9 protein-coding genes are annotated in these 13719 nt (G+C 70.0%); 2 read left to right on the plus strand and 7 right to left on the minus strand.

The genetic code is table 11. The features are described 5' to 3' along the window. Positions 1–40 precede the first annotated feature (40 nt). Positions 41–2425, plus strand: a complete 2385-nt coding sequence (locus ACFFC4_RS00920) for a YncE family protein (RefSeq protein ID WP_375496838.1) — start codon at positions 41–43, stop codon at positions 2423–2425. Between the two features lie 37 nt (positions 2426–2462). Here the strand turns inward: ACFFC4_RS00920 and ACFFC4_RS00925 are convergent, their stop codons facing one another. From ACFFC4_RS00925 to ACFFC4_RS00935, 3 genes are read right to left on the minus strand one after another with little or no spacing between them, the layout of a single operon-like run. Beyond that, the gene (locus ACFFC4_RS00925; RefSeq protein WP_375496840.1) at positions 2463–3602 is read right to left on the minus strand and encodes an amidohydrolase; all 1140 of its coding nucleotides are present in this window, start codon (positions 3600–3602) and stop codon (positions 2463–2465) included. After that, positions 3599–4735 carry a glutamate--cysteine ligase gene (locus tag ACFFC4_RS00930; RefSeq protein WP_375496842.1) on the minus strand — a complete coding sequence of 379 codons (1137 nt, stop codon included), beginning with the start codon at positions 4733–4735 and terminating at the stop codon, positions 3599–3601. Before ACFFC4_RS00930 ends, ACFFC4_RS00925 begins: the two co-directional genes overlap by 4 nt. 21 nt (positions 4736–4756) lie before the next feature. Next, complete coding sequence (locus tag ACFFC4_RS00935; protein ID WP_375496844.1) at positions 4757–6220, minus strand: potassium/proton antiporter; 1464 nt, start codon at positions 6218–6220, stop codon at positions 4757–4759. Positions 6221–6458: 238 nt separating this feature from the next. Here ACFFC4_RS00935 and ACFFC4_RS00940 point away from each other — a divergent pair, with 238 nt between their 5' ends. Beyond that, positions 6459–7580 carry a diguanylate cyclase gene (locus ACFFC4_RS00940; protein WP_375496846.1) on the plus strand — a complete coding sequence of 374 codons (1122 nt, stop codon included), beginning with the start codon at positions 6459–6461 and terminating at the stop codon, positions 7578–7580. Positions 7581–7611: 31 nt separating this feature from the next. On the opposite strand, the gene meaB is transcribed toward ACFFC4_RS00940, so the two are convergent. The 4 genes from meaB to ACFFC4_RS00960 all read right to left on the minus strand — a co-directional run bounded on the left by meaB (position 7612) and on the right by ACFFC4_RS00960 (position 13719). After that, a complete protein-coding gene (meaB, locus tag ACFFC4_RS00945; RefSeq protein WP_375496848.1) occupies positions 7612–8604 on the minus strand; it encodes a methylmalonyl Co-A mutase-associated GTPase MeaB in 993 nt (330 codons plus the stop codon). A 1-nt stretch (position 8605) separates the two neighbouring features. Continuing rightward, on the minus strand, positions 8606–10768 hold the full coding sequence (gene scpA, locus ACFFC4_RS00950; RefSeq protein WP_375496850.1) for a methylmalonyl-CoA mutase: 2163 nt from the start codon (positions 10766–10768) through the stop codon (positions 8606–8608). After that, a complete protein-coding gene (locus ACFFC4_RS00955) occupies positions 10768–12633 on the minus strand; it encodes a methylmalonyl-CoA mutase family protein (RefSeq protein ID WP_375496852.1) in 1866 nt (621 codons plus the stop codon). The genes scpA and ACFFC4_RS00955 overlap by 1 nt, the downstream gene beginning before the upstream one ends. A 66-nt stretch (positions 12634–12699) precedes the next feature. Further along, on the minus strand, positions 12700–13719 hold the full coding sequence (locus tag ACFFC4_RS00960) for a DUF2891 domain-containing protein (protein WP_375496854.1): 1020 nt from the start codon (positions 13717–13719) through the stop codon (positions 12700–12702).

Genomic DNA, 13719 nt, shown 5'->3' on the forward strand with positions numbered 1-13719 from the left:
CGCCGGTGTCGGTGCGCTGGGGCGAGCACCGGGGGTAGCAATGCAGCGTCGAACAGGTGGCCGGGTCGCGGGGATCATCACGATCACGATCGCTGTGCTCGTCGCAGGTGGGGCGGTCGCAGGTCAGGCAGACGCGGCGCCGGCCCGTCCAGGCGGCCCGGCGATCACCGCGCCGCCGACGACGCCGGCCCGCTCGACGGCGGCGCGGCTCCGCAACACGCGGCAACGCGCGCTCGAGCGGCACGTCGCGAGCCCGCAGGGGCCGAGCGCACGCGGTGCGCGATCGGTGCCGTTGGGCACGTCGACCCAGTCCTTGACGGTCGACGCCCAGACCGGGACGGCCTACGTGAGCAGCGACGAGGGCACGATCTCGGTGGTTGACGTCGCGCACTGCAACATCCGCCGCGCGAGTTCCTGCGCAGGCCCGATCGCCGAGCTGACGGGTCCGGCCGAGGCGATCGGCGTCGCGGTGTACCGAAAGACGCTGTACGTGACCAGCGGTGTCAGCGGCACGGACGGAGCGGTGTCGGTGTACGACATCACGCACTGCCACGCAGGAGATGTTGCGGGGTGCGGGGCGGCCGTCGCCACCGTGCCGCTCGCCGACATCCCCACAGGTGCCACGGTGGACAGCTCGACCGGGACCCTGTTCGTGGGCAACACGGCTGACCACATCGACGTGTTGGCCCTCGCGTCGTGCCGGGCTGCGGACGTGTCCGGCTGCGGCAGCACGGTGGTCGGCTCGATCCCGGCCACGGACGGGCCGGTGTACCCCACGTTGGACGCCCGCACCCGCACCCTGTACGTACCGGCGAACGGCCCGGGCGCGGACGCGTCAGGCGACAGCGTCCACGTCATCGACATCCGGCACTGCCACGCCGGCGACACGTCGGGGTGTGCAGCGCCGGAAGCGTCCCTGTCCGCCGACACCGGCGCGGTGTTCAGCCTCTTGGACCAGCGCACCGGCACCTTGTACGTGGAGAACCAGTCGGCCACCAGCGTGTCGATCCTCGACGTGCGTCGATGCACCGGTTCCCAGCAGGCAGGCTGCGCACAGACGCCGGTCGACGTTCCCGTCGGCGACAACCCCTCGGGTGGCATCATCGAGACCGTCGACGGTCGGCTCTTCATCGCCAACAGCGACTCGGACACGTTGTCGACCTTCAACACCCGCTGGTGCCGGGCGGGCGTCACGAGCGGCTGCCCGACCTCGCCACCGCCCACCGTTCGCGCGGACGGCGCCCCGTTCTCCCTCGACTACGACCCGGCAACCGGCACAATCTTCACCGTCGAGCACTCCGGCAAAGCCCTCGGCGTGCTCGACGCGAACCTGTGCGGCCCCAGCGGACGAGGATGCCGCCACCTGCTGCCCTCCATCGCCGGCAACCAGGAGCAGCTGGCCGATCAGGGCGTGCACACCTGGTACGGCGTCGACGACGACGGCAACCTGACCCTCACCGACACCCGCGTCTGCACCGCGAAACACGCGGCACGGTGCGCGTCCGCTGCGGTTCACACCTCCGTCCCCAACACGTCGGGCGGACAACTGGTCGCCGACGACAGCACGCACAGCCTGTACCTGATCCAGACGGACCAGGACACGTTCCGCGGCTCGCTTGTCGTCCTGGACACCCGGACCTGCAACGCAAGGGTGCACACCGACTGTTCGCCGGTCGCGGCGCCGATGCCGCTGCCGAACTACACCGCGGTCATCGCCTTCGACCCGAGCACGCACACCGTGTACGTCACGACACAAGACGACAGCACGCTGCAGGTCATCGACGGCACGCGATGCAACGCGATCACGCAGACCGCGTGCTCGGCCCCGGTCGGTCAGGCGCCGCTCGACGGCAACGTCTACGGCGTCGCAGTCGATCCGTCCTCCAGGACCGTGTACGTCAGCGAGTTCGGATCCGACTTCGACGACGACGTCGTCTACGCCGTCGACAGCACGCACTGCAAGGCGACGGACGTCACGGGTTGCGGACAGACCCCGAAACAGTTCACCAGTGGACTGGCTCCGCTCGGGATGGTCGTCGATCGTGCGCACCACACGCTCTACGTGCTCGCCAACGCCGGCGGTGACCATGAGGGACAGATCGACGTCTTCGACACCCGCACCTGCAACGCGCGAGGGACCGGAGGCTGCACGCCCGCGGCCGCCTTCGACGTCGGGCGCGCGCCGTTCGTCGCCGGGCTGGATCCGGTGACCCACCACCTGTTCGTCGCCGACTTCGAACACGCCGCGGTCACCGTGATAAACACCAGGCAATGCAACGCGACCCGCACCACGGGGTGTCGCGACCGCCAGGTGGAAATCGGCGACACGCCTGGACAGGTCGCGATCGACCCGGCGACCCACTCGGCCTTCCTCCTCGCCGCCCACTACAACAGGTCGTACTACCTGGACACCCGGTTGGGCTGAGCGGGTCGGACCGCCGAGAGCTCTAGCCGCGCAGGCTTCAGAACATCGCGAGGGCGGTGTGGGCCAGTGCGACGGTGTAGTCGACGCCCACCGCGAGCGCATCCTCGTCGATGTCGAACGTGCCCTGGTGCAGATCGAACGCGGCTCCGTCAGGCGGGCGCACGCCCAACCGGGCCAGGGCACCGGGCACCTTGTCGAGGTACCAGGCGAAGTCCTCACCGCCCATGCTCTGCTCGGTGTCGGTGAGCGCCGCCTCGCCCAGCCCAGCGAGCACGGCCGCGCGCTGCACGTCGACCGCGGCGGCGTCGTTGACCACCGGCGGCACACCGCGGGTGTACGTGGTGGCGGCCTGCACCCCGGACGGCGCAACGACCTGCTGCACGAGCGTCTCGAGCAGCGGCTTGGCGTCGGCCCATGCGTCACGATCGAACACGCGCAGCGTGCCGCGCAGCCGCCCGGACATCGGAATGGCGTTGGCCGCCTGGCCGGCCTCGACCGCACCCCACACCAGCGACAGTGCCGCCCGCGGGTCGACCCGCCGCGACAGCAGCGACGGCAGCTCGGTGATCAGCTGCCCGAGCGCGAAGACGACGTCCTGGGTCAGGTGCGGGCGCGCCGTGTGGCCGCCGGAGCCACGCAGCAGCACCTCGAGGTGGTCGCAGGCAGCGGTGATCGAGCCCACCCGCAGGCCCACCTGGCCGGTGGCGATGCGCGGGTCGCAGTGCAGCGCGAAGATCTGCCCGACGTCGTCGAGCACCCCGGCGGCCATGGCCACGGGCGCGCCCCCGGGCACGGTCTCCTCGGCGGGCTGGAAGATCAACCGCACGCGACCGGGTGGCGGCGTGGCGACCAGTGCGGCCGCCGCACCGAGCAGGATCGCGGTGTGCGCGTCATGTCCGCACCCATGACACACCCCGTTGACCGACGAGCGGTACGGCACGTCCTTGTCGTCGCCGATCGGCAGAGCGTCGATGTCGGCACGCAGCGCCACGACCGGGCCGTCGCCCGAACCGAGCTCGCACACCGCGCCGGTACCGCTGGGTAGCACCTCCGGCTGCAGGCCGAGATCGCGCAGGAGGTCGACGATCACGCCGGTCGTACGGTGCTCGGCGAACGCGAGCTCCGGGTGGCGATGCAGATCCCGGCGGATCGCGACCACGTCGAGGTCAGAACTCACAGATGCAACCCGTCGCGCATCTCGGCCAGCAGCAGGTCGACGACCGGCTCGAGCTGCCCGCCGTTCTCGGCCGCGACTGCCCGCTGGCGCTGGTAGCTGCCACCGCGCTCGACCAGTCGCGGAATCATCTCCAGCTCGTCGGCGCACTCCAGGCGACGCGCGATGGGCAGCAGGTCTTCAACGACGTCGTTGAGCGCATCCTTCACCGGCTGCACCCGCCCGGTGTTGTCGATGACGATCTCCGCGTCGAGCCCGTAGCGCGCTGCGCGCCACTTGTTCTCGCGCACCAACCAGGGCCGCGGTTCGGGCAGCGTGTAGCCGTCGTCGAGCTGGCGGTCGAAGCGCTCCACCAGGCACTGGGCCAGTGCAGCGACGCACGTGATCTCGTCCAGCGAGGGCAGGCCGTCGCAGATCCGCAGCTCAACGGTGCCGAAGTTCGGGTGCGGGCGGATGTCCCACCACACCTCGCGGATCGACTCGATCGCATTCGAGGAGATCAGGATCTCCATGTACTTCTCGAACTCGTCCCACCCGGACAGCTGGTAGGGCAAGCCGGCTGTCGGCAGCGCCTCGAAGACCTTCGAGCGATAGGACGCGAGCCCGGTGTCCGCCCCGATCCAGTACGGCGAGGACGCCGACAGCGAGAGGAAGTGCGGCAGGTACTGCAGCAGCGCGTTGACGATCGGGATCGCCTTCTCCGGCGCCCGGATGCCGCAGTGCACGTGGACACCGAAGATCTGCAGCTGGCGGGCCATCCACTGGTTGCGTTCGATGAGCGCGTGGTACCGCTCGGTGTCGGTGATCTGCTGCGTCGACCAGTCGGTGATCGGGTGCGACCCGCTGCACATCAGCCCGACGTTCCTCTTGCCCGCGTATCCGGCCAGCTCATCGACCGTCCCGGCCAGATCGGCACGGGCCTCGGCCACCGTCTGGCAGATGCCGGTGATGACCTCGACGCACGACTGCAGCAGCTCGTGCTTGGCCTTGGGGTGCTCGCCATCGCCGTCCGCAGAGATCTCGGCCAGCAGCTCGTTGGAGACGCCCGTCAGCTGGCGGGTGTCGAGGTCGACGAGCTCGAGCTCCCATTCCACCCCGAGACTCGTCCGCTGGGACGGGGTGAAGTCGATACGCACGGGCTCAGCGTATCCGGCGCCTCACCGATGCGACGGCGCGCGGAAGGCGGCGTCCGGGCTCTCGTCGTCATGGGCGAGGGCCAGCACCTCGTCCCCGGCGCGCAGATCGGTGTCCCCGCGCACCTGGACGAGGTGGCCGTCGCGGCTGACCATGCTCACCCAGAAGTTCTCACCGACGGCCAGCCTGCGGATGGAGCAGCCGTCGGCCGGCGAACCGGGCTCGACGACGTAGCGGTGTAGGCCCTCGGGCTCGTTGCGAAAACGCATCCCGAGAGCGAACGGCTCGGGCTCGACGACCCGCATCGGCACCTTGCAGACCTTCGCGGCGAGCGGCACGAAACTTCCCTGGGCCAGGACGGACACCAGGACGACGACAAAGATGATGTTGTAGACCTTGCCGGCGTCAGCCGCGTGCTCGGCGAGCACGTAGGTGCCGAGCAGGATCGGGACGGCGCCCTTGAGCCCGCTGAACAGCACGAACGACCGCTCGCCGCGGGTCATCGGTAGCGGCAGGATCAGCAGCCCCACCAGCACCGGCCGGACGACGACGATGAGCAGCGCCGCGATGCCCAGGCCGATCCAGAATGTGTCGCCGTCGAAGAGCGCAGTGACGTCGATCGACAGGCCGAGGACGACGAACGCGACGATCTCGGCGATGCTGGCGAGCGCCGCCGCGAACCGTTCGATCTCGCGCTTGTAGGGCGCCCGCTCGTCGCCGATGAAGATGCCGGCGATGAATACCGCGAGGTATCCCGAGCCCGCGGCCACGGTAGCCACCCCGTACAGCGCAAGGGCGAACGCCACCGTCTGCACCGGGTACAGCGCCTCGTTGGGCAGTGGCAGGCGACGCATCACCTGCAGCAGCAGCCAGCCGCCGACCAGCCCGACGACCGCCCCGACCGCCAGCTGCAGCGCGAAGTGCCCCACGCCGCTGCCCACGGCGCCCAACCCGGCACCGGACGCGCCCAGGATGCTGATCAGCAGGGCGATGCCGACCGGGTCGTTGGCCCCGGACTCGCCCTCGAGGATCGTCCCGGACGGACCGGAGATCTCGCGGCGGCCGAGCACCGAGAACACCACCGCCGGGTCGGTCGGCGCCAGCGCGGCGCCGACGATCAACGCCGTGCGCCACTCGAAGCCGAACAGGTAGTGCGCGCCGAGCGCGAGCGCCGCGGAAGTGACGACGGTGCCTGCAACCCCGATCCACGCAACACTGCCCGCCGCCGGGCGCATCCGTTCCCATCCGATGTGCATGCCGCCGTCGAACAGGATGATCACCAGTGCGACGGTGACGATCCGCTGGTTGTCGACGACGCTCAACGAGCCGAGATCAGCGAAGACGTTCGAGGCCACCGCGGCGACGATCAGGAACAGCGCCGGCGCCGGGATGTGCAACCGCTCGGCGACCCGGTTCGAGCCGACCAACAACAGCAGGGCGACAGCCAGGATCAGGATGACCTCGGCGAACGGAATCAGGTCGTCCATCGTCGGCAGCACTCCTCGCGTCAGGCGGCCCTCGTTCGGGCAGGCGGCAGGTCGATGCCGACCAGGCTTCCCGGCGCTCCGTCAGTCAGCCTACGCAAAGTTGTTGGGATTCCCTGGTCCGCAACCCCGCGATCGACCCAGATCCGGGCTTCAGAGGCGCCTCAGCTCGACACGGCTGCTAACATTTGTTTAACGCGAGGTGTGAGTGGCTAAGGCGTCCCGAGGAAGCGAGATGCCGATGCCGGACCGAGCAGCACTGGCGTTCCCTAGATCACGACTGCGCGCTGCTCGTCGTTCGGCTGAGGTCGGGATTCAGCACGATCTGCCGGCGCTGGGTAGCGCGGCGTCGCACCACGTCGACGTGCGCGTGCACGGCGCCATCTCTCTTGCGATCGGCGCGCTGGCCACGATTGTTGGGCCGGTCGCCGACGTCCACCACGTCGGTTTCATCGTCGTTGTCGGACTGCTGACCTGCGTCGTAGGCGTCGTGCATCTGCTGGTCGAGCCAAGCCGCATTTCGCAGCGGGCGCTGATGGTCGGCCATCTGCTGGCGGTCATCGGCGTGGTGACGTGCGCGGCTGCCAGCGGACACGGGATGGACCTGAGCGCCGGACCGATCTTGATCGTCATCGCGATCATTAACGCGGCCTGTTTTCGGACCAGTCGCGAGACCTGGCGGCTGTTGATCTGGTCGTTGGCCTGGTACGGCGGAGTGTTGGCCTTCACCATCAGCGCAGCCCGAACGACCGGCGCAGTCTGCCTGCTCGCCGCGACCCTGCTGCCGATTGCCATCACCCTGACCTGGCTCCGCGGCCGCATCGACTTGCTTGTTGCCGAGTTGCGGCGCCTCGCTGATCATGACGTGCTGACCGGACTGCTGAACCGCGAGGGCCTGCGGCGACGGGCGGCCGACGTCTCCAGCACTGCAGCAGCGGCCGGAGACGGCCACGATGGCCTCGCCCTGATGCTGCTGGACGTCGACCGGTTCAAGGTCCTCAACGACACGAACGGCCACCCGGCCGGCGATGCTGCGCTTGCCTGGTTGGGCGACCAACTCAGGGCTTCCGTGCGCGAGCCGGCGATCGTGGCCCGCTACGGCGGCGAGGAATTCATCGTGCTGCTTCCAGTCGATTCGGTCACGACCGCGGCCGCTCGCGCCGAAGAGATCCGCCGGACCGTCGAATCAGCGAGTCGTAGTCAGCCGTCCGCGATGACCGTCAGCATCGGAGTCAGCGTCGGCCGGCACGACGAACAGTTCGCCGACCTCTACGTACGTGCGGACCTCGCGCTGTACGCCGCGAAGCACAACGGACGCAACCGGATCGAAATGCAGACCGTCGAGCGGGTCCACGCGGCCTGACACCGACCGGCGTGGAGCCCGCGCCTTCACGTCAGCCTCGTGCTTGGTCCAGTTGATCCAGGATCGCGTTCGCGGCCTGGTCGGGGGTCTGCTCGCCTGCGCGCACCGCCTGCTCCGCGGCGCGGACCGCTTCGCGCACGCCGGCCGCCGTCAACCGGGCCAGCAGCCGGTCGCGCACCATGGCCCGTGTCCACTGCACCATCTGTTCACGGCGCTTCGCCTCGAGGCCGCCGTGGGCGTCGAGCCAGTCGCGGTGCCGGTTGACGTGCTTCCACACCCGATCGAGGTTCACGTTGTGCAGCCCCGAACAGGTGACGACGGGGGCCTGCCAGTCGTCGTCGGCGCCGCGCAGCAACCGCAGGGCGCCGGACAGTTCGCGGGCGGCGCGCTCGGAGCCGTCCTCGTGTTCCTCGTCGGCCTTGTTCACCGCGATGACGTCGGCCAGCTCGAGGATGCCGCGCTTCATGCCCTGCAGGGAGTCGCCCGTGCGGGCGAGGGTCAGGAACAGGAACGTATCGACCATCTCGGCGACCACGTACTCCGACTGCCCCACCCCGACGGTCTCGACGAGCACCACGTCGTAACCGGCGGCCTCCATCACCAGCATCGTCTCGCGGGTCGCCTTCGCGACCCCGCCCAAGGTGCCCGCGCTCGGTGACGGCCGGACGAAGGCGTCGTCGCTGATCGCGAGCCGCCCCATCCGCGTCTTGTCACCGAGGATCGAGCCGCCCGTCCGGCCCGATGACGGGTCGACGGCGAGCACCGCGACCCGATGCCCGTCGCCGATCAGGTTGCTGCCGAGTTGGTCGATGAACGTCGATTTCCCGACGCCCGGCACGCCGCTGATGCCGATGCGCTGCACCGATCGGGTGCCGTTGCCGGTGTCGGGCAGCAGCTCGGCGAGCAGCTGCTGGGCCTGCTTCTGGTGGTCGGCACGCCGGGACTCCACGAGCGTGATGGCGCGCGCGATCGCTGACCGCGTCCCGGAGCGCACACCGTCGGCCAGGTCGTCGGTCGCGGTCATCTCAGCTGGCGTGCGACAGCTGCTCGGTGAGCTTGTCGAGGATCTCGATCGCGGACTTCGCAATCACCGTGCCGGGCGGGTAGATCGCCGCTGCGCCGGCTTCGCGCAACGCCGCGAAGTCACCCGGCGGGATGACGCCCCCGACGATGATCATGATGTCACCGCGCCCCTGCTCCGCGAGCTCGTCGCGCAGCTCGGGCACCAGCGTCAGGTGCCCCGCGGCGAGCGAGTTGACGCCGACGACATGCACGTCGGCCTCGACCGCTTGCCGGGCGACCTCGGCGGGGGTCTGGAACAACGGGCCCACATCGACGTCGAAGCCGAGGTCGGCGTAGGCCGTCGACAGCACCTTCTGCCCACGGTCGTGCCCGTCCTGGCCCATTTTCGCCATCAGAATGCGCGGACGCCGGCCCTGTGCCTCCGCGAACTCGTCCGCTGCCGCGCGGGCCTGGCTAATCAGATCCACGGTGCCTCCAGCCCCAGCTTCGCCCAGGTACACCCCGCTGATCGTGCGGATCGTCGCCCGGTGCCGCCCGTACACCGCCTCCAACGCGTCGCTGATCTCACCGACCGTCGCCTTGGCCCGCGCGGCGTCGATCGCCAGCTCGAGCAGGTTGCCGTTGTCCTTCGACCCGGCCGCGTTGGTCAACTTCTCGAGCGAGGCCTGGACGTCGTCGTCGTCGCGCTCGTCCCGCAGCCGCTGCAGCTTCTCGGCCTGCTCACGACGGACGTTGGCGTTGTCGACCTTCAGGACGTCGAGTTCGTCCTCGGTGTCGAGCCGGTACTTGTTGACACCGATGAGCGGTTGCCGCCCGGAGTCGATGCGGGCCTGGGTGCGGGCCGCGGCCTCTTCGATGCGCATCTTGGGCAGGCCCTCGTCGATGGCGCGGGCCATGCCGCCGGCCTGCTCGACCTCGGTGATGTGTCCCCACGCGCGTCGCGCGAGGTCGTAGGTCAGCTTCTCGACGTACGCCGAGCCGCCCCACGGGTCGATGACGCGGGTGGTGCCGGACTCCTGCTGCAGCAGGATCTGCGTGTTGCGGGCGATGCGGGCGCTGAAGTCGGTGGGCAGCGCCAGCGCCTCGTCCAACGCGTTGGTGTGCAGGCTCTGGGTGTGGCCCTGCGTCGCGGCCATCGCCTCGACGCACGTGCGGATGACGTTGTTGAACACGTCCTGCGCGGTCAGCGACCAGCCCGAGGTCTGCGAATGCGTCCGGAGCGACAGCGACTTGGCGCTCTGCGGGTCGAACTGCTTGACCAGCTTGGCCCAGAGCAGCCGCCCGGCCCGCAGCTTCGCGACCTCCATGAAGAAGTTCATCCCGATGGCCCAGAAGAACGACAGCCGCGGCGCGAACTTGTCGATGGACAAGCCTGCGTCGAGCCCGGCCCGGATGTACTCGACGCCGTCGGCCAGCGTGTAGGCCAGCTCGAGGTCAGCCGTGGCTCCGGCCTCCTGGATGTGGTAGCCGGAGATCGAGATCGAGTTGTACTTCGGCATCCGCTGCGAGGTGAACTCGAAGATGTCGCTGATGATGCGCATCGACGGGTTGGGTGGATAGATGTAGGTGTTGCGGACCATGAACTCTTTGAGGATGTCGTTCTGGATCGTTCCCGAGAGCTGCTCCGGCGCGACACCCTGCTCCTCGGCCGCCACCACGTACAGCGCGAGCACCGGCAGCACGGCGCCGTTCATCGTCATCGACACCGACATCCGGTCGAGCGGGATGCCGTCGAAGAGTTGCCGCATGTCGTAGATCGAGTCGATGGCTACGCCGGCCATACCGACGTCACCCACCACGCGCGGATTGTCGCTGTCGTAGCCACGGTGCGTCGGTAGGTCGAAGGCGATCGACAGACCCTTCTGACCCATCGCCAGATTGCGTCGGTAGAAGGCGTTGGACTCGACGGCGGTCGAGAAGCCGGCGTACTGACGGATCGTCCACGGCTGGTTGACGTACATCGTCGGATACGGCCCGCGCAGGAACGGGGCAAGTCCCGGGAAGGTGTGCAGCGTGTCCAGGTCGGCGAGGTCGGAGTCGGTGTAGACGGGCGGGACGGCGATGCCCTCCGGCGTCTGCCAGGTGGGCACGTCGGTGGTCCCTGCAGCGTTCGGCGCCGCCACGGTCCGGCCCAGTGTGGCCTCCGAGAAGTCGGGAATCGCCATTAGTTCACTCCCAACATCTCGACGGTGCTACGCAGGACGGCCAGCGCATCACACCCGACGTGGACGTACCCGTCCACACCGTCGGTCTCATGCTTGCCCGCAAGCCAGAGCTGGGTGGCGCCGGCCTCGCGCAGTGCAGCTGCCGCGGGAGCTGCCGCCTCGGTGTAGATCTTGTCCGTCGAACACAGGCAGGCGACCGTCGTGCCGCTGTCGCGGAACGCCGCGACGAGCTCGTCGGTGTTGCCGGCCGCGGTGACGCATTCCAGGCCGGCGGACTGGAAGAGGTTGGCCGCGAATCCGGACCGCCCTGCCGACGCGGCCAGCGACCCGAGGCCGGCCAGGAACACCTTCGGCCGCTGGCCGGAGTGCTCGGCCCATTCATCAGTCAGGTCGCGCAGCTCCTCGAAGTCCTGCGCGTAGCGCAGCGCCGGCAGCAGGGCCGCCGATCGATCGACGGCGGGCGCGGCGGCGCGCTCGACGGACGGCTCGCCGACGAACGCAAACTCGGTGACGCCGGTGATAGGCGCGCGGCGGTGCGCGATGTCGTCGGCGCGCTGCTCCTGGGTGGCGTTGAGCAGGTCGGCGAGCGTGCCGTCGTCCAAGGCGGCGAGCGCGCCGCCGGCCCTCTCCAGGTCGGTGAACACCGTCCACGCCTTCTCGGCGAGCTCATCGGTGAGAGCCTCGACGAACCACGATCCGCCGGCGGCGTCGAGCACGCGGGCCAGGCTGGACTCGTCGTGCAGGACGGCCTGGGTGTTGCGGGCGATGCGCCGGCTGAAGTCGTCGGGCAGACCGATCGCGGCGTCGAAGGGCAGGACGGTGACGGCGGCCGCGCCGCCGATCGCCGCGGCAAAGCAGCCGATCGTGCCGCGCAGCAGGTTCACCCACGGGTCGCGCTGGGTGAGCATCGCCGCGGAGGTCACCGCATGCTGGTGCTGCCCGGGGCGGTCGTCGCCGGCCCCGCTCAGCTCGGCGATGCGGTCCCAGATCCGCCGGGCGGCGCGCAGCTTGGCGATGGACGGAAATTGCTCGGCCGTCACGGCGTAGCGGAACTCGATCGCGACGAGCGCGTCGTCGACCGACAACCCGCCGTCGACCAGCGCGCGCAGGTAGGCGACACCCACCGAGGCGGCAACGCCGAGTTCCTGCGCGTCGCTGGCGCCGGCCTCGTGGTAGACCGTCGCGTCGACCGTGGCGATGTGTAGCCTTGGCGCCCTTTTGCTCTGCTCAACCAGAGTGAGCAACAGGCTCAGGTCAGCCGGCGCGCCGGTCCGCGCCCGCAACCCGATCGGGTCGGCGCCCAGCGAGCCGGCGAGGTCGCCCCGGTCGACGCCGCGTTGCTCAGCCAGACTGAGCAGAGCAAAAGCGGCGCGTTCGGTATCCCCGCCGGCGTCGAGCACGATCGGGGCGAGGTCGAGGTAGACCCCGTCCAGGACGGCGGGCAGGTCGTCGACGGCGATGCCGGCGTCACCCAGGACGAGCCAGAGCGAGGTCGCGCCACGCTCGAGGTCCTCGAGCACCGCGCGCGACGTGCGGGCGGCATCGGGGTCGGCGTGCCGGGCGCGGACGTCCCAACCGCCGGCCGCGGCACCATCTTCGCTGGCTCCGCGGACGAACGGCGGATGACCGGGCCGGCCGTCCTCGGCGAGCGAATGCGTGTCTTCAGCGGTGTAGAGCGGGCGGATGATGATGCCGTCGTAGGTGGTGAACGACAGCTCGGCGACCGGATCGGCATCTGCAGGGACGCCCGACTTGGCGAGCACCGCGGACACTGCGGCCCGCCACTGCTCGAGGTCCGCGGCCGGGAAGTCCGCAGCGAGCGACAGCGAGTCGGGTTCGGGCGGCGGCTCGGGCTCGGCGGACATGGCCCTGATCGTAGGCAGCCGGGCGAGCCGCCGCGTGACCAAGGTGGTCGATCTCTCGCCGGCCGGTCAGCCGAGGAGCAGGACCGCGTAGCAGGCGAGCCAGTGCTCCGTCATCCACCCGCCACCTACGACAGCCGGCAGCGACGCCGCGGCGTGTCGGTTACGCGCCGTCCGCAGCACCGCCCGCCGCGGGTCGCCGTCGCTCAGGTGCTCGGCCAGCAGGCCGAAGGCGTAGGCGCGATACAGGTTCAACCCGTGCAGGTGCGCGCCCTGGCCGTCTTCGGGATCAGTGACGAGAACGGGCGTGAACAGCGACTCGGGCACGCCGTCGGCCAACCCGGGCAGGAACAGCGACAGCCACTGCGGGAACGCCTCGGCGGGGCGACCGATCGCGGCCAACAGCTCGGCCTCGGCCAGGGCCGGCGACAGGAAGTCGTCCTGGCTCGGTTCCCAGTTGGCCGGGTACTCGACGTCGGAGGCGAACCAGCGCACGGCGGCCTCGGAGATGGCGTCGAGAAGTACGGAGTCCCCCGCTGCAGCTCGACGCCGCGCCCAGGGCAAGGCTCGGGAGAGCGCGAAGGCGGAATTCGCGTGGGCGCCGCCACGGTGCGGATAGGCCGAGCGCGGCAACCAGTCCACGAAGCCGGTCACGATGACATCGACGAGAGGCGTGAGGTTCGCAGACCACCGGGCCGCGTCGTCGTCGTCCCAGTCGGCGAGCTCGTCGGCCAGGGTCAGCACCCACCCCCAGCCGTAGGGCCGTTCCCACCCCGCGCGTTCGGCCAGGTAGCGCGCCTCGACCTCGAGGGCATCGGCGCGCAGGTGCTCGTCGAGAGCGGCGCGGACCTCGGCGGCGGGCACCGCTCCCGGGCAGACCCGCAGCATTCGCACGAGGGCCCAGTGCATCTCGACGGCGGAGTGCCAGTCGTAGCAGCCGTAGAACGCCGGGTGCGCCTCCCGCGGCGTCGGCCGGTCATCGGGGCCGAGGAGCGCGTGCCGCATCCCGTTCGGGTACTCACGCCGCACGGCGGCGACGGCGGCCTCGGCGTACCCGGCCGCGACGTCGGCCAAGCCGGGAAGGGTCAT

The organism is uncultured Jatrophihabitans sp. (assembly GCF_964244045.1).
Taxonomy (GTDB): Bacteria; Actinomycetota; Actinomycetes; order Mycobacteriales; family Jatrophihabitantaceae; genus Jatrophihabitans.